General features: G+C 66.7%; 18 protein-coding genes. 3 read left to right on the forward strand and 15 right to left on the reverse strand.

From position 1 onward, the window contains the following. Positions 1–35 precede the first annotated feature (35 nt). From E5790_RS21135 to E5790_RS21170, 8 genes are all read right to left on the reverse strand, one after another. Positions 36–308, reverse strand: coding sequence for a hypothetical protein (locus E5790_RS21135; RefSeq protein ID WP_005409616.1), 273 nt, complete (start codon positions 306–308; stop codon positions 36–38). A 252-nt stretch (positions 309–560) separates the two neighbouring features. Then, positions 561–2597, reverse strand: a complete 2037-nt coding sequence (gene fusA / locus E5790_RS21140) for an elongation factor G (protein WP_111206862.1) — start codon at positions 2595–2597, stop codon at positions 561–563. A 445-nt stretch (positions 2598–3042) separates the two neighbouring features. Continuing rightward, positions 3043–3792 carry a hypothetical protein gene (locus E5790_RS21145; protein ID WP_111206863.1) on the reverse strand — a complete coding sequence of 250 codons (750 nt, stop codon included), beginning with the start codon at positions 3790–3792 and terminating at the stop codon, positions 3043–3045. Between the two features lie 63 nt (positions 3793–3855). Further along, positions 3856–4617 carry a heme ABC transporter ATP-binding protein gene (locus E5790_RS21150; RefSeq protein ID WP_111206864.1) on the reverse strand — a complete coding sequence of 254 codons (762 nt, stop codon included), beginning with the start codon at positions 4615–4617 and terminating at the stop codon, positions 3856–3858. Then, positions 4614–5657 carry an iron ABC transporter permease gene (locus tag E5790_RS21155; RefSeq protein ID WP_046430486.1) on the reverse strand — a complete coding sequence of 348 codons (1044 nt, stop codon included), beginning with the start codon at positions 5655–5657 and terminating at the stop codon, positions 4614–4616. The genes E5790_RS21150 and E5790_RS21155 overlap by 4 nt, the downstream gene beginning before the upstream one ends. Continuing rightward, a complete protein-coding gene (locus tag E5790_RS21160; protein ID WP_111206865.1) occupies positions 5654–6700 on the reverse strand; it encodes an ABC transporter substrate-binding protein in 1047 nt (348 codons plus the stop codon). Before E5790_RS21160 ends, E5790_RS21155 begins: the two co-directional genes overlap by 4 nt. A gap of 51 nt (positions 6701–6751) precedes the next feature. Beyond that, positions 6752–8128: an ATP-binding protein gene (locus tag E5790_RS21165; protein WP_111206866.1), complete on the reverse strand. Its 1377-nt coding sequence runs from the start codon at positions 8126–8128 to the stop codon at positions 6752–6754. A gap of 122 nt (positions 8129–8250) precedes the next feature. Next, positions 8251–9279 (reverse strand): alpha/beta hydrolase-fold protein, encoded by a 1029-nt coding sequence (locus E5790_RS21170; protein WP_032961047.1) that lies wholly within the window; start codon positions 9277–9279, stop codon positions 8251–8253. 281 nt (positions 9280–9560) lie between these two features. On the opposite strand from E5790_RS21170, the gene E5790_RS21175 reads away from it, so the two are divergent. After that, the gene (locus E5790_RS21175) at positions 9561–9935 is read left to right on the forward strand and encodes a hypothetical protein (RefSeq protein ID WP_014647092.1); all 375 of its coding nucleotides are present in this window, start codon (positions 9561–9563) and stop codon (positions 9933–9935) included. A gap of 74 nt (positions 9936–10009) precedes the next feature. On the opposite strand, the gene E5790_RS21180 is transcribed toward E5790_RS21175, so the two are convergent. The 5 genes from E5790_RS21180 to E5790_RS21200 form a co-directional block, all read right to left on the reverse strand. Beyond that, on the reverse strand, positions 10010–10381 hold the full coding sequence (locus E5790_RS21180; RefSeq protein ID WP_111206867.1) for a DUF805 domain-containing protein: 372 nt from the start codon (positions 10379–10381) through the stop codon (positions 10010–10012). Positions 10382–10606: 225 nt separating this feature from the next. Then, a complete protein-coding gene (locus tag E5790_RS21185; protein WP_229653762.1) occupies positions 10607–11884 on the reverse strand; it encodes a replication-associated recombination protein A in 1278 nt (425 codons plus the stop codon). 490 nt (positions 11885–12374) lie between these two features. Further along, on the reverse strand, positions 12375–13013 hold the full coding sequence (gene lolA, locus E5790_RS21190) for an outer membrane lipoprotein chaperone LolA (RefSeq protein WP_005413289.1): 639 nt from the start codon (positions 13011–13013) through the stop codon (positions 12375–12377). 111 nt (positions 13014–13124) lie between these two features. Then, positions 13125–15068, reverse strand: a complete 1944-nt coding sequence (locus E5790_RS21195; protein WP_111206869.1) for a DUF3857 domain-containing protein — start codon at positions 15066–15068, stop codon at positions 13125–13127. 39 nt (positions 15069–15107) lie between these two features. Continuing rightward, positions 15108–17468, reverse strand: coding sequence for a DNA translocase FtsK (locus E5790_RS21200; RefSeq protein WP_014647088.1), 2361 nt, complete (start codon positions 17466–17468; stop codon positions 15108–15110). A 233-nt stretch (positions 17469–17701) separates the two neighbouring features. Here E5790_RS21200 and trxB point away from each other — a divergent pair, with 233 nt between their 5' ends. Next, positions 17702–18673: a thioredoxin-disulfide reductase gene (trxB, locus tag E5790_RS21205; RefSeq protein WP_014647087.1), complete on the forward strand. Its 972-nt coding sequence runs from the start codon at positions 17702–17704 to the stop codon at positions 18671–18673. A gap of 78 nt (positions 18674–18751) precedes the next feature. Here trxB and E5790_RS21210 read toward each other — a convergent pair whose 3' ends face one another. After that, positions 18752–20284, reverse strand: coding sequence for an N-acetylmuramoyl-L-alanine amidase (locus E5790_RS21210; RefSeq protein WP_229653761.1), 1533 nt, complete (start codon positions 20282–20284; stop codon positions 18752–18754). A 193-nt stretch (positions 20285–20477) separates the two neighbouring features. On the opposite strand from E5790_RS21210, the gene E5790_RS21215 reads away from it, so the two are divergent. Beyond that, complete coding sequence (locus E5790_RS21215) at positions 20478–21602, forward strand: GNAT family N-acetyltransferase (protein WP_049439873.1); 1125 nt, start codon at positions 20478–20480, stop codon at positions 21600–21602. Positions 21603–21692: 90 nt separating this feature from the next. On the opposite strand, the gene E5790_RS21220 is transcribed toward E5790_RS21215, so the two are convergent. Then, positions 21693–22961, reverse strand: coding sequence for a hypothetical protein (locus E5790_RS21220; RefSeq protein ID WP_111206870.1), 1269 nt, complete (start codon positions 22959–22961; stop codon positions 21693–21695). Positions 22962–22969: the final 8 nt, after the last annotated feature.

The raw sequence follows: 22969 nt of genomic DNA on the forward strand, positions 1-22969 counted from the left end.
ACAAGCTCGATGACAACGGCCACCCCGCCAGCGAACTATTTCAGCTGCAGGGGGTAGCGCTGCCAGAGCACGTGGACCAGGAATCCGGCCAGTTCGGTGTCGCGCGCGCTCACCGCTGCACGGATCTTGTCCAGCAGCACCATGTCGCTGCAGGAGCGCACATCGGCGTGGTTGGCCTGCCCTGCCCGGCGCGCACGATAGCGTGCGGCCCGCTGCGCATCGCTCATCGCATACCCGAACTTGGGCGGACGACCGCGCTTGCGCGGCAGGGTCAGCTCCAGGGTTCCGGGGTCTTTGTCATCACGCATGAGAGGGGTGCGGGCGGCGGCGAGCAACGGGGGGTGCGCAATTTATCGTGAGGCATCACTTTAATCCAGCTTTTTCTGCAGTTTTGTTGCATCGCAATGCAAAAAAACGCATCGCGAGGGCCCCATCCACGCATGGCGTGGATCTAGTGCAGAGCTCGCGACCCGATCACCCGGTAGATCCACGCCATGCATGGATGCGGAAACCCGAACCCACAGAAAAGGGAGCCCGCGAACGGGCTCCCCTCACCTTCTTCATGCAGCGCGCACCGGCTCGTAGCCATGCAGGTGCGCCTCGCTGCTGGCCCGCCCCTGGCTGAGCGAACGCAGCGAGGTGGTATAGCCCACCAGCTGCGCCAGCGGTGCGAAGCCACTGACCTCGGCGCGACCATCCTGATCGTCGATGCGGGCAATGCGACCATGGCGGCGGTTGAGGTCGCCGACCACATCACCCACCGACGCTGACGGCGAATGCACCGTCACCGCCATCACCGGCTCCAGCAGCTGCGTGCCGCCTTCGGCCAGCGCCGCCTTGATCGCCTCGGCGCCTGCGCGATGGAACGCCATCTCCGAGGAGTCCTTGGCATGGGTCTGGCCATCGACAAGACTGACCTCGATGCCGACCACCGGATGGCCCTGGGGGCCTTCCGACAGCGCAGCACGCACACCTTTCTCCACCGCCGCGATGAAGCTGCGCGGCACCACGCCACCGACGATGCGGTCGTTGAATACGACCTGGTCGTCCTCGCGCGGCGATACATCCAGCACCACGTGCGCGAACTGGCCCTGGCCGCCGGTCTGCTTGACCAGCCGCCCGACGACGCCGGTCATCGCACGCATCGGCGTCTCCTGGTAGGCCACGCGCGGCGCACCTACGCCTACGTCGACCTTCCATTCGCTGCGCAGGCGCTCGACCATCACCTCCAGGTGCAGTTCGCCCATGCCCCAGACCAGGGTCTCCGCCGTGTCGCGATCGGTTTCGACGCGGAACGAGGGATCTTCCTGGGCCAGACTGGCCAAACCCTGTGCCATCCGGATCAGGTCGCCCGCACGCGCCGGCTCCAACCGCCACGCCAGCACCGGTGCCTGTGCCTGGATGTTCTCCAGGCGCAGCGGCTGCGCACGACCGCTCAGCGTTTCACCACTGACCGCATCCTTCCAGCCCAGCACTGCAACGATGTCACCGGCCACGGCCTGTTCGATGTCGTGGGTCTGGTCGGCCTGCACCCGCACCAGGCGACTGACACGCCGCCCCTGCGGATGCTGCGAACTGGCCACCGCATCACCCACCTTCAAGGTGCCCGAGTACAGCCGCACGAAGCTCAACGCGCCGTGCTGCTGGTGGGTGATCTTGAACAGCAGGCCGGCCAGCGGACCGTCCGGGTCCGGCGGCAGCACGACCTCGCCCTCATCGCTTTCGGCGCTGACGGCAGGGCGATCCAGCGGCGACGGCAGGTAATCGACCACGGCGTCCAGCAGCGTCTCGATACCCTTGTCCTTGAACGCAGCACCGGCCAGCACGGGCACGCCCGCACCCGCCAGCGTCGCCCGGCGGATCGCCGCGCGCAGCTGCCCGGCATCGATCACGCGACCTTCCAGCCAGGCATCGGCCAGTTGCTCATCGTGATCGGCCACGGCCTCGACCAGCGCATCGCGTTGGGCTTGCCACTGGGCCCGCGCCGCTTGGTCCCACGGGGTCACCGTGGTTGCGGCACCATCCTGCCACTGCAGCACGCGCTCATCGACCAGATCGACCCAGCCGTTGAAGCCACTTTCGCTGCCCAACGGCACGCCCAGCGCCCACGGCCGCGCCCGCAGTTTGTCCTGCAGCTGCTCCAGCACGCGCTCGAACGAAGCGCCGACGCGGTCCATCTTGTTGACGAAGGCGATCAGCGGCACGCGATGGCGACGCGCCTGGCGCCACACGGTTTCGGACTGCGGCTGCACGCCATCCACGGCCGAGAACACGGCCACGGCGCCGTCGAGCACGCGCAATGAACGCTCGACCTCGATGGCGAAGTCGATGTGGCCAGGGGTGTCGATCAGGGTCAGCCGATGCGGCGGCAGGTCGCGCGGCGCCCACTGCGCCTGCACGGCGGCAGCGCCGATGGTGATGCCGCGTTCGCGTTCGATCGCCGAGAAATCGGTGGTCGCGTTGCCGTCGTGCACTTCACCGACGCGGTGGATCTCGCCGCTTTTCCACAGCAGGCGTTCGGTCAGCGTGGTCTTGCCGGCGTCGATGTGGGCAATGATGCCAAGGTTGCGACGACGGGAAAGGGTCTGGGTGTTCATAAAGAGGTTCCTGCAAGGCCAACTTCAGGGGCCGCGCACCCCGGTTGGCGACAGGGTGCGCGGCTAGCGTTCGGTCTCGGCGATCTGGTGCATGGCACGTTCTCCTTTGCGGTGCTGGGTAGCGTCGGCTGGGTAGCGTCGACTGGGTAGAGTCGACTGTTAGTCGACTAACAAAAACAAAAAGAGCGCCCGGGGGGCGCTCTGTCGAAGGTCCAGCGATGGCCGCTTCAACGGCCTCGTGGGGCTCCAGGCAGACACGCCCGTTCCGCGTTGGCGCGGGTCAGGGTGAAAAACTTCAGGAGCGGCATCCGATTCATGGGGCGCATTCTAGACCTGCCAATCTGGCGCGCAAGTGAATATTGCAAACATAAATGGAACGATGAGGCCGACAATGATCGGGGTCAGATCTCTTTCCCTTGGGCAAAGGGTTCTGACCTCTCAGCCTTTACTTGCAGCCGTGCAGCGTGCGCGCCTCGGCCACGGTCGCCGCCTGGTCATCCCCCATCGGAATCCACCCCTTCAGCGACGTCGCCGGGTCAATGTGCGGCAGCCGCGGGCCACCATGGATCAGCACCTCGGTCCAGCTCCCCACCGGCGCCAGTTCGGACAGGCGTGCCGCCTGGTCATCCTCGGTGCTGAACGTGTCGTCCGGGCTCGCCGGGGGCGTCATGTTCACGGTCTCGGTCTTGCGGGAATGCACACGCAGCGCGCCGCCCGGCATGCGCTGGGTGGTGACGTCGTAGCGCTCGATACCGTACGCCCAATGGCTTTCACCAATGCTGCGGGTCTCGCTTCCGTCATCCGCCACAGCCACCACCTCGCCCGCCGGCCCGACCACGCCCGCGACAGCACCCAGGCCGGACATCAGCGCCTGGTAGACGATCATCTGCCGCTGCTCGGTGCTCAACGCAGCGGCCTTGAGCTTGGCAGCGGGAATCTGCAGGTATGCCGCCTCCTTGCAAAGCACCAGCACCTGCTGGTCATCCCAACTCACGGACATTTCCTCGCTGGCGAAGTACTGCGTCCGGATGGACGCAACAGGAGAACCCGCGCCAGCGGAATGCCGTATCTCGATCAGCGAGGCATTCTCCGCCGCATCGGTCAGCGAAACCGGAGAGGTGGAAGCCGCAGTCGCAGCGCCTGCGAAGCCAACCAACACGGCCAGCAGCGTGCCGCGCGAAATGCTACAGATCATTGCATCAGTCCATTGAGGGAATACCGGTCAGACATGATACGCGGCGACGGCAGCAGATCCGGACTACGTCACCACCACCAACGGCACCCCGCGCCGCGGATGCTCCAGCACCACCACATCCTGCTGATAGACCCGCTGCAGGTTGTCTTCGGTGAGCACCTGCAGCGGCGTGCCATCGGCGGCCACCCTGCCCTGTTCCAGCAACACGATGCGGTCGGCATAGCCGGCGGCCAGGTTCAGATCGTGCAGCACAACGATCACGCACGCACCGGCTTCGGCACAGGCACGCACACTGCGCAACGTACGCTCCTGGTGGCGCAGATCCAGCGCCGCGGTCGGTTCATCAAGCAACAGCAGCGGCGTGTCCTGCGCCAGCACGCGCGCGAACGTGGTCCGGGCGGACTCGCCACCGGACAGCTGCTGCACTTCGCGCAGGCGTAGCGCCTGCAGTTCGGCGGCATCGATGGCAGCTTCCACCCGTGCATCGTCCACACGCGGATCCGGCGAATGCGGCAACCGTCCCATCGCCACCACTTCTTCCACGCTGAAGGCGAAGCGCACGCCATGTTCCTGCGGCATCACCGCGCGCTCGCGTGCCAGCGGCCCCGCCTTGTAACTGGCCAACGGCTTGCCCAGCAGGCTCACCTCCCCCGCATCGGCGCGCAGGTCACCGGCCGCCACCGCCAGCAACGTAGACTTGCCCGCGCCGTTCGGGCCAACCAGCGCGGTCACCGTGCCCGGCTCGAACGCCAGCGAGATGCCATGCAGGATCTCGCGCTGCTGGCGGCGCACCACCACCTCGTGCAGCTTCAGCAGCACGCTCATGGCGCCGCCTTGCGGCGCTGCTGCAGCACCAGCCACAGGAAGAACGGCGCACCCAGCGCGGCCGAGAACAGGCCCAGCGGAATCTCCGCAGGTGGATCGAGCGTGCGTGCGGCGGTGTCGGCCACCACGATCAGCAGCGCACCGAGCAGCCCGGACAACGGCAGCAGCCAGCGATGACCCGGGCCGACCAGCAGTCGCGCCACGTGCGGCACCACCAGGCCGACGAAGCTGATCGAGCCCGCGAACGCCACCGCTGCGCCCACCAGCAGCGCACTGAACGCGACCAGGCGACGCCGCGTACGGGTCACGTCCAGCCCCAGGTGCTGCGCCTGGCGCTCACCCAGCGCCAGCATGTCCAGCGGCGTGGCCAGTCGCTGCAGCGCAAACACGCCGAGCGCAAACAGCGGCACCACCGCGGCCACGTCGGCCCAGTTGGCGCGCGCCAGCGAGCCCATCTGCCAGAACACCAGCGACTGCAGCTCGCTTTCGCTGGCGATGTAAGTAAGGAAACCGATCAGCGCCGAGCAGAACGCGGCCATCGCGATGCCGACCAGCAGCAGCGTGGCATTCCCACTGCCTTTGCCGGGCCGGGCCAGCGCATAGGTCAGGCCGATCGCCAGCGCGCCGCCGACGAAGGCTGCCACCGGCACCAGCCAGCCGGCCGCACCGGCAGCGCCGAGAACAATGGCAGCCACCGCACCCAGCGCAGCACCCTGGCTGACACCGACGATGCCGGGGTCGGCCAGCGGATTGCCAAACAGGCCCTGCAGGCTGGCACCGGCCATCGCCAGCGACGCACCGACCATCGCGCCCAACAGGGCGCGCGGAATGCGCAGCTGCCAGACCACGGCCAGATCACGGCTGCTAACTGCCCCTGGGTCAAGCAGGCCCAGCTTCACCGCCAGCGCCTGCATCACCTCCAGCGGCGGCAACCGCAACGGACCCACGGCGAACGACGCCAGCACTGCCCCCAGCAGCGCCAGCAACGCCACCATCAACATCGTCCGCCCGCGACGGCGGCGCCGATCCGCCGGACTCATGCCTCCGGCAACGCCGCCAGGGCCTTGGCCAGCGCCAGCGCGCCCGCACCAGAACCCACGCTGGTGTACTTCAGCTGCACATCCGGCATCACCCAGACCCGATTGGCCTGCCCGGCCGGCGTCTGCCTCAGCGTCGGGTACGCCTTCCACAGGCCTTCGGCACCGCCGAACAGCCGCAGGTCATGCTCGGTCACCAGGATCACCTCCGGTGCCGCGGCGACCACGCCCTCGTTGCTCAGCTGCGAGTAGTTCTTCACCCCGGCCTCGGTGCCGATGTTGATGCCGCCGGCCAGCGCGATCAGCTGCGCTGACGCGCTGTCGGCACCGGCAACAGTGGGCGAGCCGCCAGCGCCGGTGGCCGATACGTGGATCAGTCGTGGCGCATGGCCCAGGCCCTTGCCAATCGCTGCAGCCTCGTCGAGCTGGCGCTGCACCTGCGTGGCCAATGTTTGCCCCGCTTCGGCCAGCCCTAGTGCGGCGGCGACCTTGCGCACCTTGTCCGGGGCCGGCTGCAGATCATCGATGACCACCGCCGGCTCACCGACTTCGCGCAGCTTTTTGGCCAGCTCGGTGTGGCGGCGCAGGCTGTTGCCGAGGAACAGCGAGCCCTGCAGGCTCAGCACGCCCTCCACGCCGGTGGTGCGGTTGAACAGGAACTGGTGCGGCGCGGCCAGGCCGGCCTGGGTGGTGGTGTTGGTCGGCGCGGCGAATACCTGCGTGCCCAGCCCCAGTGCTTCGATCACCGCGATGACGTCGTCGCCACCGGCAATGATCCGGCTGGTATCGGTCACCTCGATATCGGCGCCGTCATCGGAATGCACCTTGGCCGGCAGCATCGCCTTCTGGTCATGCACGGCCGGCAGCTCGGCACCGGCCACGCGCTGCCAGCCTGCCGGCAACGCGGTTTCGGCAGCGGCCGGTGCGGCGGGCGGCTCGGCGGCCTTCTGGCCATCAGGCGGTGTCGACGCGCCGCCACAGGCGGCCAGTACCAGCGAAACAGCCAACGGAAGCGCACACAGGCGCAGACGGGACGCGATGTTCATGCTCGTTCTCCTTGCTGGCAGGGCGGCGCGCACGCCGCCCCACCGTGTGACTTACTGCTTCGGGGTGATGCGGGTGATGCGGTCACCCTTCGGGTCCTCAGCGCCGCGCGACTTGTTCACCGCGAACACGTTGCCCTTGCCATCGGCGCGGACGTGGTTCGGCAGCGTGCCGCCATCAAGATTGGCGACCACCTTGCCGTCACCATTCACCACGGTGACCGTGCCAGCGCCACGGTTGCTGACATAGGCCAGGCCGGAGGCATCATCGAAGGCGACGTTCAGCGCACCGGCGCCGACCGGCACGTCATGCAGCACCTTGCCGGCAGCCACGTCGACGATCAGCAGGTTGTCGGTGCCCTGCGAGGCGACGTAAAGGCGGTTGCGTGCCGCATCGAAGGCCACGCCCGAGGCACTGATCGAATTGCCCAGATCGATGACCTTCTCGACCTTGCCGCTGGCCACATCGATCACCGCCGCTTCCGGGGTGCCGATGCTGACGGTGAACAGCTTGCCGCCCTTCTCGTCCAGCACCAGGCTCATCGGGGTGAACGTGCCGTCGTCCACGCCGGATTCCAGCGTCACTGCCGGCAGCTCCTTGAAGGTCCTGGCGTCGAACACCGACAGGTGGTCCTCGCCCGTGGCCGAGGCGAACACCTTGCCGCGGGTGCCATCGACCACCACGTCGCGCGCGTGCGGCACAGTGTCGGCCGGGAACTGGTGGACCAGCGACAGGTCCTTCTGCCGGTAGACCGCGATCGAGTTCTGGCGGGTGTTGGTCACCCAGACATTGCCGTTGGTGTCATCCACGCCCACGCCGTAGACCGCATAGACCGCGCCATTGGTGCTGCCCGGTACCTGCGCCGGGGTGATCGCCTTGGTCACCTTCAGCGACGTCGGGTCCAGCTTCAGCAGCTGTGACTGGGTCACCGGCGGGCGACCCACCGCCGAGGTCACGAACACTGCGTTGCTGGCGGCACTGTAGGCGGACTGGTACAGGCCCGGCACCAGCTTGCTGGACCGGGTGGCGAACTGCGCCTGGCCGGACAGCGGCAACTGCGGCGACACGCGCAGCTTCAGCACCGTGGCCGCAGCCGGCTGGCTGGCGCGCACCACCACCGGGTGGGTGCCCGGCACCGCGTCGGCCGGAATGCTCAGCTGGGTCTTGAAGTTGCCATCGGCATCGACCACCACCGGCTGTGCGTTGAGCACGCTGTCGCCACGCAGCAGGCTGACCTTCTGGCCCGGCACGAAACCACGGCCGACCACGTCGGCGGTGCTGCCGGGAACCACGTTCTCACCGCGTGAGACGACCTCACCCTTGAAGGTGGCGTTGGCCGGCTGGTCGAACACCGGCTGCGCGGTGGCGGTCACTGTCAGCAGCACGCCGGCAGCGAGAGAGGTAAGACGGAGAGACGGACGGAACGACATGGCAGGCTCCTTGCACACGTAGGCCGCGCCACGTGGCGCGGGGGTCATCGGTTGCCTGGGCCGCTGCACGTCGGCAGCCTCGCCTGGGTAGTGGGGTCGCACGGCAGCGCGTGCGAAGGGATTCATTCGGCGGCGTTGTCACCGCCATTGGGCGCGCCATCGCCGGCGCTGCGATCGGTCACGCCGTACAGCTCATGCAGCGCCGCATGGAAGGACGCCGGCAGCATCGGGCCGTGGCCAAGGCCGGGGAACTCGCGGTACTGCACGCTCAGGCCCGGCACCTTGCCCAAGCGCTCGGACAGCTGCATCGCCGCATCCGGGGTGGCGCCACCGATGCGGCGCAGGTGCGCGACCACGCGCGGATTGTTCATGTCGCGCTTGCCGCGATCACCGACACGCTCGGCACCGCCCAGCATCAGCCAGAGCCTTGCCGGTTGGCCGTGCACGTTCTGCACGAACTGTTGTTCCGGATCCCCCAGCGCCGCACCCTGGCTCCACCACAGCGACGGGCTGGCGGCCAGATAGGACTGGAAGGCGGCCGGACGCGTGTACAGCGCATTGAGCACGAACAATCCACCCAGCGAGTGGCCCCACAGCGCTTGCTGCTGCGTATCGATGCGTGCGCGACGCTCGACTTCCGGCTTGATGCGGCGTTCGATCACATCCAGGAAGGCCGCAGCACCACCGCCGACCGCCTGGGTCGTACCGCTCTCATCGTCGGCACGGTCGATCCATGCGGTGTAGTCGCGGGTGCGCGCCTTGGAATCGATGCGCAGGTCGTTGTCGTAGCCGATCAGCACCAGCACCGGCGGCGCCTTGCGCGCGGCCAGCTCGGCCAGCAACGGCTGATCCAGGACCATCGCGACGGCGTTGCCGTCCAGCGCGTACAGCACCGGAGAGGGCACCTTGCCGGCCTTGGCCGGGATCGCCAGGTTCACCCGCCAACGGCGCTGCTGGTCCGGGCTGTCCACCACGAAATGCTCGAAGCGATAGCTGGCCGCCGGCTCGTCGAGCACGGTGCGGCCGATCTTCTGCAGCGGGTTGCGCTGCTGTGCATGGGCATATGGGGTGACCAGGAGCAGACCCATCATCAAGGCGGCCAAGCCGCGGGCCAGCGGACCACGGCGCGAAGGCGGAACAAAGTGCTTCATCAGCGGCGGCAGAAGCGGCCCAGGGCCGCCGGTTCACAAGGGACCGCAGTCTACCTTAAACGCGAATGATTATCACATCGATCAAACGTCACGCTGTGTATCACGCGCGCGCATGCCCGGGTTGCGCAAGGGGCAGCAATTCCCCTATTTTGCCGCCCATCGGGGCATTGGATCGCCCCGCTTCCAGCGCAGCCATGGATGGCGGGCACTTGCCGCCATCCGGGTCGCGTTCATCTGCACACAACCGGCATGGGATTGGATCCCATGATTGTGAGACTCCCTTGAAGCACACCACCCTGATCGCCCTCTCCCTCGGCCTGCTTGCGCCGCTGGCCGCCCATGCCGCACAGGACCTGCCAACGCTCTACCAGGCCTTTGAAGAAGCCGGCAATTCGTCACTGGGCATGGACCAACTCAACCAGACGGTGACATTCACTGCCGTAGCCCTGAGCGTTTCCAGCAACCTGGCGGGCGAGCCGCTGATCGAGGCCGGCGACGACCAGGGCAATGTCCTGGCCCGACTGACCAGCGACGACGAACAGCAGGCGGCCAAGCTGGGCGCACTGGAAGAAGGCGCGACGTTCACCGCCAGCTGCACGCTGCAGTTCAGTTCCGGCACGGACTACCTGTCCTTCGGCGACTGCACCATCAAGTAAAGACGAAGCCGGCGAAATGCCGGCTTCTTTTCTTTGCCTCTTGTGGAGTCGAGCCATGCTCGACTCGCGAAATGTCACGGCCCCGAAGGCACCGGACCATAAGCATTTTCCTGCGGCGTGCCCGGCAGCAGCGCGAATACGAAGATCACCAGGCCGCCGAACGGAACGAAGGCCAGCAGGTACATCCAGCCCGACTGGTTGCAGTCGTGCAGGCGGCGCACGGTGACGGCGATGACCGGCACGAACGTGGCCAGCCAGAACACGACAAACAGGATGATCGACGCGATGCCCAGGACGTCGGACTGCATCACCAGCCCGGCAACGAGCGGCACCATCAGGACGGCGGAGACGATCAGCATGAACAGCTGGAACATCCAGTACTCACGACGGTTGGCACGCCCCTCGAACTGGGCGTAGCGCTGCAACGGCAGAATCATTTCCTGCACGGCATCAATCCTTGAAAAAGTGGCCGCGCAGTGTGCCAAAGACCGGCGCCGGGAACAATGTGGAGCCGAGCCATGCTCGGCTGCCATTGGCCCTGTAGAGCCGAGCCCATGCTCGGCTGCCATTGGCCCTGTAGAGCCGAGCCCATGCTCGGCTGCCGTTGCCGCAGGCGCTGCTGGCCCGGTCCAGAGCGGAGTCGAGCGCGGCTCGACGCTACATAAGCCGGGTCAGCGACCCTTTGCCGCCCTCGCCGCTTCGCGCTCGGCACGCAGCCGGTCCAGCTTTTCCTTCAGCTTGATTTCCAGGCCACGCGGCACCGGGTTGTAGTACACCCGTTCGCCCATCGCATCCGGGAAACCCGTCTGGTCCAGCGCGATGCCACCCTCGGCGTCATGGTCGTACTGGTACTCGGCGCCGTAGCCGAGCTCCTTCATCAGCTTGGTCGGTGCATTGCGCAGGTGCAGCGGCACTTCTTCGGTACCACTCTCGCGCACGTCGGCCTTGGCCTGGTTGAAGGCGGCATAGCCGGCGTTCGACTTGGCGGTGCTGGCCAGGTAAAGCACCAGCTGGGCGAACGCCAGCTCGCCTTCCGGGCTGCCCAGCCGCTCGTAGATGTCCCAGGCTTCCAGCGCCATGCTCTGCGCGCGCGGATCGGCCAGGCCGATATCCTCGATGGCCATGCGGGTCAGCCGGCGCGCCAGGTAGGACGGGTCGCAGCCACCATCGAGCATGCGGGTCAGCCAGTACAGCGCGGCATCCGGGTTGGAGCTGCGTACCGACTTGTGCAGCGCCGAGATCTGGTCGTAGAACTGCTCGCCGCCCTTGTCGAAGCGACGGGTGCGATCGGCCAGCACCTGGGTCAGGGTCTGCGGCGTGATGCGCCCTCCCTCCCCGCCCGCCAGTTCCGCGGCGATTTCCAACAGGGTCAGCGCACGGCGCACATCACCATCGGCAGCGGTGGCGATTTCCAGAAGCAGTTCGGGGGCGACCTCGATACCCTCTTCGCCCAGGCCGCGCTCGCGATCACCCAGCGCACGTTCCAGCGCCTCGACGATGTCGGTGGGCGAAACGCCTTCCAGGACATGCACGCGGCAACGCGACAGCAATGCGGAATTCAACTCGAACGACGGATTCTCGGTGGTGGCACCGACGAACAGGATCGTGCCGCGCTCGATGTGCGGCAGGAAGGCGTCCTGCTGCGCCTTGTTGAAGCGATGCACCTCATCCACGAACAGCACGGTGCGCCGGCCCTCCGCGAAGCGTTGCGCGGCCTCGGCCAGCACCTGGCGCACCTCCGGCAGCCCGGACAGCACGGCAGAGATGGCACGGAATTCCGCATCGGCGTACTCGGCCAGCAGCAGCGCCAGCGTGGTCTTGCCGCAGCCCGGCGGCCCCCACAGGATCATTGAATGCACGCGACCGGATTCAACCGCGCGACGCAGCGCGCTGTCCGGCGCCAGCAGGCGCTTCTGCCCAACCATTTCGTCGAGAGTGCGCGGCCGCATGCGCTCGGCCAGCGGGCGCAGGTGTTCCCGATCGACGCTCAGCAGATCGGGACCAGGGAAGGAAGTTGAACGATGTCTTGCCACCCGGTCATTGTACCGCGGCGCCCAACGGTAGCGCCGGGCCGTGCCCGGCGGCGGGACGCGATGTCTGGTAGTGCCGGCCGCTGGCCGGCATATCCCAAGCGTGCCAACCAACGGTTGACACCCACCAAGGCGGTCCCGGTTGAAACCCACCAGAGCAGAAAGCGCCGGGCCATGCCGGCGATCAGGCCGCACGGGTGGTAGTGCCGGCCGCTGGCCGGCAGATCAAGAGCGTGTCAACCAAGGTTGACACCCACCATGACGGTGCCGGTTGACACCCGCCAGAGCAGACAGCACCGAACCCTGCCCGGCAGATCAGGCCACAGGATCGGTAGTGCCGGCCGCTGGCCGGCAGATCAAAGGCATGTCAACCAAGGTTGACACCCACCAAGGCGCCTCCGCCCACAGGTCAATTACCGATGACGTCGGTGCCCTTCGGCGGGGTGAAGCTGAAGGTACCGGCGGCAAAGCCCGGGTTGCGCTTCCAGCCGCTGAAGCTGATCACGGTGCGCTGGCCAACCGCATCGGTGATTTCCATCTTGGCCAGGCCCTGGGCATTGAAGCCCAGCGCGGCGTACTGGAAGCTGGCTTCGGTCTCGCGCTTCGGCGACAGCGACAGCCACTGCAGGCCGTCGCGCTGCGCAGCCTCTTCACTGACGTCGTACTGCTGTTCCAGCAGCGCTGGGTTGATCAGCGCGGTCAGCGGGCTGTTCTGCTCTTCCTTGCCCTGCTCGCGCACGGTGGCCTGTTCCAGGTCCGGCTCATACATCCAGACCTTCTTGCCGTCGGCCACGATCAACTGCTCGTGCGGGCGCACGTATTCCCAGCGGAACAGGCGCGGCGCCGACAGGGCCACGCGGCCACTGGTCGATTCCTTCACCTTGCCGCGGCTGTCGAACACCTGCTGGCTGAACTGGCCATCCAGGCCCTTCAGGCCACTGGTGAAGGTCTTCAGGTCATCGCGGGCGCCTGCCCAGGCGCTGCCGGCGGCGGCGCAGGCCACGGCCAGGGTGGTGGTGGCAAGGAAACGACGGAAGCGGAAGTTCATGCGGGAATCCTGTGGGCGCGGGCGCCAGGAAAGGTGGTTGCCAGTGTGCCCGGGGAAAGATGAATGGGCGATCAGGGCGACATTATGCCGCCCTGAACGTCCATCGGCGATTCAGCCGCCCGAGCCCGGCAGCTTGCCGTACAGCACCTGGCCACGGAAGCCACGCCGCACTTCGCGATACAACGCGCGGAACGCGGTGTAGTCCTGCGGCTGGCACAGCGCCTCCGGGCCACGCACCGCGTTCTGCTGCAAGCGATGGCGCACGATCACGTCCTGCCCCTCGCGGCTCCAGTCCACGCGGTACTCGCCAGCGGCGTTGGTGAAACGCTGGTTGGCCGGGATGGCGATGATCGGCGCATTGGCCGGGAACTGCAGGCGATAGGTTTCCTCGCGCAGGCTGGCATTGCAGTAGAACGGCGTCTCGTTGGCCGGCGCAGAAGCGGTGGCGTACAGGCCACGCACCGACTCGCCGCCCGGCGGATCCGGCACGGCCATGCCGCCGGCCACGCTGAAGTCGGCGTAGTCCTCGGCCTGGAAGGCCATGCGATAGCCGAACGGCCGGGTCAGGTCGACCGGCACGCCCTGGATCTGCAGCTGCCCTCGCCCGTCGAAACCGGACGCGGCCATGATCTGCTCCTCGGCGCGCGCACGGTTCTGCGCGTTGAGCTGGGAGAACTGGGCGCGCATGCCGATCTCGGCGTTCTCGCCCAGCTTCGGAATGGTCTCGCCGCGCAGGTTGCCGTTGGCGTCGAAGGTGAAACGCACTTCCATCGAGGTGGCGTTGCGCTCCGGCGTGTTGGCCGGGGTGCGCGCCAACGAGGCGTCGCGGGTACGCATCACCGGTGCGCCGAGGTCGCCTTCCGGCAGCTGCCCGAAGCGCGCCCACGCGGTGGTCGAATCCAGATACAGATCGAACTCGGGGATGTAGGTGATGGCGTGGTTGAAGCGGCCCAGCACCGGAATCTTCGGCAGCGTGGGGCCGCCGCCGGCACCGATCAGCACCGGCGAGCTGGCGATGCCCTTGGCCGCCAGCAGCGCCTCCAGGATCGTCACATGGTCCTTGCAGTCACCGTAGTGGTTGTCGAGGATGCTCTGCGCGCTGTTCGGCTCCAGGCCGCCATTGCCCAGGTACACCGCCACATAGCGGATGTTCTGCGCCACCCAGCGGTAAAGCGCATCGGCCTGCTCGCGCCGGTCGCTGATGCCAGCGGTGATCTCATCAGCCAGCGCCTGCAGCGCCGGGGTCACGTCGGCCGCCGGGCCGGCCTTGAGCTGGTAGGCGCGTCCCATCTGCGACCAGTCACGATAGGTGCTGGCCATGATGTTCGGGCCGAACTCCCAGCCCGCCGCCGACCAGTTCTGTGCCGGCATGGCTTCGCGCCGCTGGTAGCGCCAGCGCCACTGTGCCTGGCCGTTCTTCACCGTCGGGCGATCGCTGCCCTGCACGCCGCGGCTGTCGACGAACATCGGCAGGTTGGCCGGCGCAGTCAGGGTGACCTCGGCGTCTTCGTACTCGGTGAAGACGTTGAAGGTCTCCCACAGGCCGAAATAGCCCGGGAAGTACGGCGTGGCCTGGGTGCGGCGCACCTGGTAGTACAGGCGCGTGCCCGGGGCCAGGTTCGGGAACACGATCACCCGCACCTTGCGGTCGGCATACATCGCCGCCGAGGCGCTGGAGTAGCTCTCCTGGGTGTAGATGCGATCGGCCGGCACGTCGCGGCGCTGGCCGTCGGCGGTGATGGTGTAGGCGCCAAGCACCTCCAGGGTTTCCATCTTCTCGCTGTAGCTCAGCCGCACCTGGCTGAACTGCTCGACCGAGGCCTTGGTCTTGAGCAGGACTTCGTAGGTTTCGGTCTGCACATTGCCCGCATCCGGCCGCACCTGGTAGTCGGCGCGGTAACGGACAATGCTGAAATTATTGCTGGCTTCCGTATCGCCGCTGGTGGAAGGCGGCGCCGTGGCGGGCGCGGAGGTGGCGGATTCTGCCAGTGCCGGGCCGGCAGCCAGGAAGGCTGCCAGCGCCAGCGCCAGCGCGCTTGGTACGGGGTGAAGCATGCGTCGGTTCCTTGGACGTCGTGGGGGATACGTCGGGCCTTACTTCGGCGGCGGCGGTGCCAGCACCGTGCGGTCGCCGTTGTGCTCGGGCGGGCTGACCACGCCGGCCGCTTCCATGGCCTCGATCAGTCGCGCTGCACGGTTGTAGCCGATCTTCAGCCGGCGCTGCACGCCGGAAATCGAGGCGCGGCGGGTCTCGGTGACCACCCGCAGCGCTTCGTCATACAGCGGGTCGGACTCGTCGCCGGCCGCACTGGTCTCGGGCAGGCCGGTGGCACCGACGACCACGCCGTCGCCCATCGTCTGCACCTCGTCCAGCACCCCGTCGATATAGTCGGCCGGGCCCATCGCCTTGAGGTGCTCGACCACGCGGTGCACTTCGTCATCGGACACGAACGCACCATGCACGCGCTCGGGCAGCGCGGTGCCCGGCGGCAGGTACAGCATGTCGCCGTGGCCCAGCAGGGTCTCCGCGCCGGACTGGTCGAGGATGGTGCGCGAGTCGATCTTGGAGCTGACCTGGAACGCGATACGGGTCGGGATGTTGGCCTTGATCAGGCCGGTGATCACGTCCACCGACGGGCGCTGCGTGGCCAGGATCAGGTGGATGCCGGCCGCACGCGCCTTCTGTGCCAGGCGCGCGATCAGCTCTTCCACCTTCTTGCCGACGATCATCATCATGTCGGCGAATTCGTCGATGAAGATGACGATGAACGGCAGCGTCTCCAATGGACGCGGCGCCTCGCCCAGCTCCGGGTTCGGCTTGAACAGCGGGTCCATCAGCGGCTGGCCGGCATCCTGCGCTTCCTTCACCTTCTTGTTGAAGCCGGCCAGGTTGCGCACGCCCACCGCGCTCATCAGCTTGTAGCGGCGCTCCATCTCGGCCACGCACCAGCGCAGGCCGTTGGCGGCCTCCTTCATGTCGGTGACCACCGGTGCCAGCAGGTGCGGAATGCCCTGGTAGACGCTCAGTTCGAGCATCTTCGGGTCGATCATCAGCATCCGCAGGTCTTTCGGCGAGGCCTTGAACAGCAGGCTCAGCACCATCGCGTTGACCGCCACCGACTTGCCCGAACCGGTGGTACCGGCCACCAGCAGGTGCGGCATGCGCGCCAGATCGGCCACGGTCGAGCGCCCGGCAATGTCCTTGCCCAGCGCCAGGGTCAGCACGCTGGCCGACTTGTCGTATTCCTTCGAGCGCAACAGCTCGGACAGGTAGATCATCTCGCGGGTGACGTTGGGAATTTCCAGGCCGATCACCGACTTGCCCGGAATCACGTCGACCACGCGCACCGACTTCACCGACAGGCCGCGCGCGATGTCCTTGTCCAGCGAACTGATCTGGCTGACCTTGATGCCCGGCGCGGGCTCGATCTCGAAGCGGGTGATGACCGGCCCGGGGTTGGCGCCGACCACCTGGGCGTCGATGCGGAAATCCTTCAGCTTGAACTCGATCTGCCGTGACAGCGCGTCCAGGGTTTCCTTGTCGTAGCCCACCGGCTGCGGCTTGGGGTCGTCCAGCAGGGCCAGCGGCGGCAGGTCCGAGCCGTCGCCGTTGACGCCACGGAACATCGGGATCTGCGTGTCGCGCTTGGCCCGGTCACTCTTCTCGATCACCGGTTCCGGGCGCGGCTCGATCTTCACCGGCTCGCGCTTGGCGCGGACCTCGGCATCGGCCTTGCGCACTTCCTGGCGCTCCTCGCGCATCACCCGGGTCTGCTGCCACTCGGTGACTTCTTCCTTCTTGCGCGCCAGCAACGGTGCCAGCGACATCACGCCACGGCCGATCTTTTCCATCACCGTGAACCAGGACAGCCCGGTGGCCAGGGTAATCGAGGCCAGCAGCAGCACCAGCACGAACAGGTTCGCGCCCAGCGCACCGAAGCCCACCGTGAGCGAATTGCCAACCAGCTTGCCGAGAATGCCGCCGGCGCTGGAGACATCGCCACTGAACAGGCGTACATGCAGGAAGCCGGTGCCAGCAATCAGGAAACCGACCAGGCCGACCAGGCGCAGCGCCGGGTCCAGGTCGTTCTCGCCCTTGCTCTCGCGCTTGAGGCCGAACATGGCAATCCACGACAGCGCACCGAGCACCACCGGCAGCAGGAAGGCGATGTAGCCGAACAACTGCAGCAGCACGTCGGCGATCCAGGCGCCCGCGCGACCACCGAGGTTGTGCACCGGCGCGACCACGCTGCCGGTATGCGACCAGCCCGGATCCGTCGCTGAATAGGTGAAAAGACTCGCCGCCAGATAGAGCAGGGCCGGCGCGATCGCGATCAGGCCCAGGTCGCGCCAGAGGCGCTGGCGGCGTGGATTGTCGGTCGTCGCCGCCGCGGCCGTGCGACGTGACGCCTTGCTGTCGTCCGACTTGGAGCGTTCAGGGACCTGCTTCGCCACCTTAGACCATACCTTTGGAATGCGCTGTTAGTGATTGATAATAAATGAGACGGCGTCAGTTTTCAGTTATGCGACTTCTGACCGGGCCCGGACAGGGCCGAAACCACCGCTGGATGACGGCGTTCTGTTCATCGGCTTGAATCGCCCTGCCCCAGCCGCCACTCTATGACCAGCCACGGATGCTGCGCAAACATCGCCAGCGCCTTGTCCCATCTACCTTTTCGCGAGTCTACATGAGCACCAGCCTGCCCTCCCGCCACCAGCGCCTCGTCATCCTCGGTTCCGGACCGGCCGGCTGGACCGCCGCCGTCTACGCCGCCCGTGCCAACCTGAAGCCGGTCGTCATCACCGGCCTGCAGCAGGGCGGCCAGCTGATGACCACCACCGAGGTGGACAACTGGCCGGGTGACGCCCACGGCCTGATGGGCCCGGACCTGATGGCGCGCATGCAGGCCCACGCCGAGCGCTTCGAGACCGAGGTCATCTTCGACCACATCCACACCGCCGACCTGTCGCAGCGCCCGTTCAAGCTGATCGGCGACAGCCACGAGTACACCTGCGACGCGCTGATCATCGCCACCGGCGCCACCGCCAAGTACCTGGGCATCCCGACCGAAGACGAGTTCAAGGGCCGCGGCGTGTCCGCCTGTGCCACCTGTGACGGCTTCTTCTACCGCGACCAGGACGTGGTCGTGGTCGGCGGCGGCAACACCGCGGTGGAAGAGGCCCTGTACCTGTCCAACATCGCCCGCAAGGTCTACCTGGTCCACCGCCGCGACACCCTGAAGGCGGAGAAGATCATGCAGGACAAGCTGTTCAGGAAGGTGGCCGAAGGCAAGATCGAGACCGTCTGGCACCACCAGGTGGAGGAAGTGCTGGGCAACGACGCCGGCGTGACCGGCGTGCGCGTGAAGTCCACCCTGGACGGCGGCACCCGCGACATCGATGCCCACGGCTTCTTCGTGGCCATCGGCCACCACCCGAACACCACCCTGTTCGACGGCCAGCTGGCGATGAACAACGGCTACCTGGAAATCCGTTCGGGCCTGGGCGGCAACGCTACCCAGACCTCGGTGGAAGGCGTGTTCGCCGCCGGCGACGTGGCCGACCAGCACTACCGCCAGGCGATCACCTCGGCCGGCTTCGGCTGCATGGCCGCTCTGGACGCCGAGCGCTATCTGGACGCGCAGGGCAAGGCCAGCTGAAGCGCTGATTATGCTCTGTAGAGTCGAGCCATGCTCGACTCAGGAGAAAGGCCGACGCGAAAGCGTCGGCCTTTCTCGTTACATCCCTGCGGCAGCCGTATTCTCAGGCAAGCCATTTCGATCAGGGCCGGCCGCATCGGGAACACAACGAACGGTGTGAGGCACGGGCTGCGACTTGACCCCATCCGCATCCAACACATGCGTCTCCCAGCCGAGCGTCCCCACGCTGTCGCGACCGCAGCTGAGTTGCATCCTGCTGGGCTGGTCAGGCGAATCGATGACCACCGTCCGTCCGCTGCAGCTCCACCCTGATGGGCACAGCGTATTGCGGGTGATCAGGCTGATCGGGAATTGCGGATGGCCCGCAAACGCCACGTCCACCTCGCGCGAGTCGCCGGATGGAACGTCGACATCTGCGATCGGCTGCCCGGACAGCGGCTCACACGACTTTCCCGTTGCCCACAGGCGATAGCCCTTCTCCACCCCTTTCATCGACGCCGAGCGGAAGACGGGGTCCTGCAAGGCGGCCACATCGTCAGGATTGGAGTGGTAGGCGGTTTCGATGATCACCGAGGGCATCTTCCCGATGCGGTTCTCGCCGTGCCTGGCCGAGGTCGAACTCTCGCGAATCGGGAAATCCCGATAGCCCGGTTGCGCTCGGATGATTTCACGCATCCCACAGAGAATGCTATCCGCCAGCGCCTTGTCCTGCGGTTTGTCCTGATGATAGTAGACCTCGGTTCCACGCAGACTGGCTGAATCGCTGCCATTGGTGTGCAGGCTCAGCATCACATCCACACCCAGATGGTTTGCGTAGTTGGGGCGAGCCCGTATGTCCTCTTCCTTTTCGCGAGCAGACTCTGGGCTGTTCGGAAACTCATTCCACATGTCGGTGCGTTCGGGGAAAAGCGCCTTGAGGTGGTAGCGGGATGACATGTGCTCCCATGGCTTCCCGGACTCCGGATGGAGTTCCGTGGAGCGGCTGCGTGCCCGGCGCACCGTCAAACCGCTACGTTGTTCGATCAATCCTTGCAGTTCGTCACCAAACAGTGGACTCAGCGTGTCTTCCTGAATGCCGAGAGGCGCTGGGCGCTGAAACTTCCATTCTCTGCTGGGATGCAAGCTGATGTAGCCATGGCTTGCTGACACCAAAGCTGATGTATGCGTCGACTTCTCGTTCGTCTTCGGCGGAACGGCCAGATCCTCGGGGTAGTATTCCTCAAGGGTTTTTCCGTCAAACAGGAAGTCAATATCATTCACATCCAGTCCCGACTTCTCGGCGTAGTACCTCAACGTAGACGCCATCGGAATCAGGAAGAGCTCGTCATAACCGCGATCCGGGCCGGGAAGGTATCCAGGCCCAAAGCTGATCACCATCGATCTTGCCTTCACATCCAGACGGATGCTGACGCTGATTTGTCGCAGTTCACCCCTCTCCTGCAAATGACGCGTCAGCTGGTTCGAAGCTTCACGCTCCAACAGCGCAACCGCCTCCGCGTGAGCACCTGCATCCTCAAGCACTTTCGCCGGCTGATCTCCAGAAGCCAACACGGGCGGCACAAAGATCAGGCCGCACGCGACCGCGGCAGTTGCAAGCTTCAATCCCTTCATTGTTGATTCCTCCATGTGGTGGGACACACGCCGCTCATGCGGCGTCCCGCCACCCTGCCCAGCCGCGCGACGGCGATTCCGCAACACAGCGCACACGGATGGAGAATTCAAATTTTCCTCACCTCCAACCGAAACAAACCAACCCAGCTCCGCCAACACCGTTCGCGATCCACCTGGCCTATCCTTGCCAACCATGCCCTCCACCCGCTTCCTCCACTCCCTTCAGTCCATTCCCGCCACCGACTGGGATGCCCTGCACGACGGCCAGAATCCGTTTATCAGCCACGCCTTCCTCTCAGGCCTGGAAGAGCACGGCTGCCTGCGCGAGGACTGGGGCTGGCAACCCCGGCACTTCACGCTGTGGGAGGGCGAGCGCCTGATCGGCGCAATTCCGGGCTACCTGAAGACCAACTCCCACGGCGAATTCGTGTTCGATCACGCCTGGGCCAATGCCTATGCCCGCCATGGCCGCGACTACTACCCGAAGTGGCTGGGCGCGGTGCCGTACTCGCCGGTCACCGGGCCGCGCCTGCTGGCCCGTCACGATTCAGAGCGCACTACGCTGCTGTCGGCGTTGCGCGATGCACTGCCGGCACTGGAGGTGTCATCGGCCCATATCAACTTCCACACCGCAGCGGACGAAGCGCTGTTCGGCGATGACTGGCTGCTGCGCGAGGACGTGCAGTTCCAGTGGCAGAACCCGGGTGACTGGGCGACATTCGACCAGCTCCTCGGCGCGATGAACCACAAGCACCGCAAGAACATCCGCCAGGAACGGGCCAAGGTCACCCGCCAGGGCATCAGCTTCCGCGTGGTGCACGGCGACGAGGCCAGTCGCGCCGACCTGCAGGCGATGTACCGCTTCTACCTGCAGACCTTCCTGGAATACGGCAATGCCCCGGCGCTGACCGAGCCCTTCCTGCGCCATCTGGCCATTTCATTGGGACGCGGGCTGGTGCTGTTCCTGGCCGAGCAGGAAGGCCAGCCGATTGCCGGCGCGCTGTGCCTGCGCGGCGGTGACACGCTGTACGGCCGCTACTGGGGCGGCGCCACCCTGCCCGGCCTGCACTTCGAAGCCTGTTACTACCAGGGCATCGAGTACTGCCTGCGCGAAGGCCTGAGCCGTTTCGAACCCGGCGCACAGGGCGAGCACAAGCTGGCGCGCGGCTTCCTGCCTACACTGGTGCGCAGCCGGCACTGGGTAGCCGATCCGGAGTTCGCCGAGGCGTTGCAGGACTGGTGCCGGCAGGAACGGCGCGATGTGCGGCGCTACCAGCAGGAGCTGCAGGGGCATGGGCCGTTCCGCGTAGAGCCGTAGCGGGAAGGCGTGCCAACCAAGGTTGGCACCCACCAGTGCATTGGGCGGGGACAACGTTGGCGTCTGCCAGAGCAATGGCGCGCGCCAGGCTCAGGTGCACTGCCAGAAGTGTCCGCTCACCCGGCACGTCGCGCACCAGAACGTATAGAGCATGCCGCCGTTGCCCCACAGCAGGGTGCCCTCACCCGTGGTCGGCAGCGTCGAATCGAGCTGCATCACGAAGGGCATCTCCTCGCCACAGTCGATGCATGCCGGATACCAGGCGCTCTGCACCCAGCTGGGCGCGCCGCCCACACGCGACAGGTTCTGCCGATGGTTGGACTGGCCCCAGTCCTGTTGCTGCCAGCGCGCACCGTCCATGGCGGCCAGACCCACCTCGGCCTGCATCAGATCACCGCTGTCGGTCGGCGTGGCCGGCACCTCCAGACGCTGGCTGGGGTGGCAGCTGGGCAGGCCGGCAGCATCGTGGCGATAGAAACGCACAGGCGGATCTTCCCAACCGCAGCAGTCCAGGCACAGGCCCAGCGTGATCTCACCCGCCGCGCCCGGCTGCAGCGCGGCAGCATCGGTTCGCAGCAGGCGCTGCAGCGGCGCATGGCAGCTGCCACACAGCGCTTCCAGCGGTCCGCCCATGTGGCCGGCGTGCTGCACCTGTCCGCCATTCCAGGTCGGGTGCAGGTGCCAGATGCGCTTGCGCCAGCTTGGCTCGTCGGCCAACTGCGCGCGGTGCTGCTCACGGCCGAAGCGGATGTGCAGCGGCTTCTCGCCGTGCAGGCGACGCGGCCGCGGACCGTTGGCCACGCCAGCCCAGTGCGCCCAGATGTCGGCATCCAGCTGGCCCCAGTCGACGAGGTAGCCCCGGGCAACGGCATAGGTTTCGGGCTGAGCAGCGAGCAGCAGCACCCTCGCGCGCACCATCTCCCGATCGTCCCCGGCCTCGGCCAGCAACTGCGCCCAGTGCGCGGCAATCGCGCCGGGCAAGCCCCGCCAGACCTGCGAGGCCAACTGCACCTCATCCTCATGGGCCACCACCAGCAACGCCTCCCAATCGTCTTGCAGCACCTGCGGCGCCTGGTAGCTGGCGAACTCCATCACGCTGGCCAGCAGTTCACCTCGCTCGCCCTCGCGATAGCGGCGCCAGGCCTCGGCCGCGACTGCGGGCACCGCCTCGTCCGGCAGCAGGTCCAGCGCCATATCGAGGAAGGCCGAGCCCGGCGAGCGACGCGCCATGGCCTGCAGCATCAACTCACCCAGCTGGTGCGGATGCTCGGTGGCCAGCGACAGCAGCATGCCCTGGCTGTCGTTGCGCGTGCGCGGGGTGTCATGCAGGTCGAGGATGGCTGAGATCGGGTCGCTCATTCGCAGGC

Source organism: Stenotrophomonas sp. PAMC25021 (genome assembly GCF_004795795.1).
GTDB classification, from domain to species: domain Bacteria; phylum Pseudomonadota; class Gammaproteobacteria; order Xanthomonadales; family Xanthomonadaceae; genus Stenotrophomonas; species Stenotrophomonas muris.

Excerpts from the sequence above, each read along its gene's own strand:
- E5790_RS21135 (WP_005409616.1), bottom strand. The coding sequence starts at position 308 with ATGCGTGATGACAAAGACCCCGGAACCCTGGAGCTGACCCTGCCGCGC.
- fusA (WP_111206862.1), bottom strand. The coding sequence starts at position 2,597 with ATGAACACCCAGACCCTTTCCCGTCGTCGCAACCTTGGCATCATTGCC.
- E5790_RS21145 (WP_111206863.1), bottom strand. The coding sequence starts at position 3,792 with ATGATCTGTAGCATTTCGCGCGGCACGCTGCTGGCCGTGTTGGTTGGC.
- E5790_RS21150 (WP_111206864.1), bottom strand. The coding sequence starts at position 4,617 with ATGAGCGTGCTGCTGAAGCTGCACGAGGTGGTGGTGCGCCGCCAGCAG.
- E5790_RS21155 (WP_046430486.1), bottom strand. The coding sequence starts at position 5,657 with ATGAGTCCGGCGGATCGGCGCCGCCGTCGCGGGCGGACGATGTTGATG.
- E5790_RS21160 (WP_111206865.1), bottom strand. The coding sequence starts at position 6,700 with ATGAACATCGCGTCCCGTCTGCGCCTGTGTGCGCTTCCGTTGGCTGTT.
- E5790_RS21165 (WP_111206866.1), bottom strand. The coding sequence starts at position 8,128 with ATGTCGTTCCGTCCGTCTCTCCGTCTTACCTCTCTCGCTGCCGGCGTG.
- E5790_RS21170 (WP_032961047.1), bottom strand. The coding sequence starts at position 9,279 with ATGAAGCACTTTGTTCCGCCTTCGCGCCGTGGTCCGCTGGCCCGCGGC.
- E5790_RS21185 (WP_229653762.1), bottom strand. The coding sequence starts at position 11,884 with ATGCGGCCGCGCACTCTCGACGAAATGGTTGGGCAGAAGCGCCTGCTG.
- lolA (WP_005413289.1), bottom strand. The coding sequence starts at position 13,013 with ATGAACTTCCGCTTCCGTCGTTTCCTTGCCACCACCACCCTGGCCGTG.
- E5790_RS21195 (WP_111206869.1), bottom strand. The coding sequence starts at position 15,068 with ATGCTTCACCCCGTACCAAGCGCGCTGGCGCTGGCGCTGGCAGCCTTC.
- trxB (WP_014647087.1), top strand. The coding sequence starts at position 17,702 with ATGAGCACCAGCCTGCCCTCCCGCCACCAGCGCCTCGTCATCCTCGGT.
- E5790_RS21210 (WP_229653761.1), bottom strand. The coding sequence starts at position 20,284 with ATGAAGGGATTGAAGCTTGCAACTGCCGCGGTCGCGTGCGGCCTGATC.
- E5790_RS21215 (WP_049439873.1), top strand. The coding sequence starts at position 20,478 with ATGCCCTCCACCCGCTTCCTCCACTCCCTTCAGTCCATTCCCGCCACC.
- E5790_RS21220 (WP_111206870.1), bottom strand. The coding sequence starts at position 22,961 with ATGAGCGACCCGATCTCAGCCATCCTCGACCTGCATGACACCCCGCGC.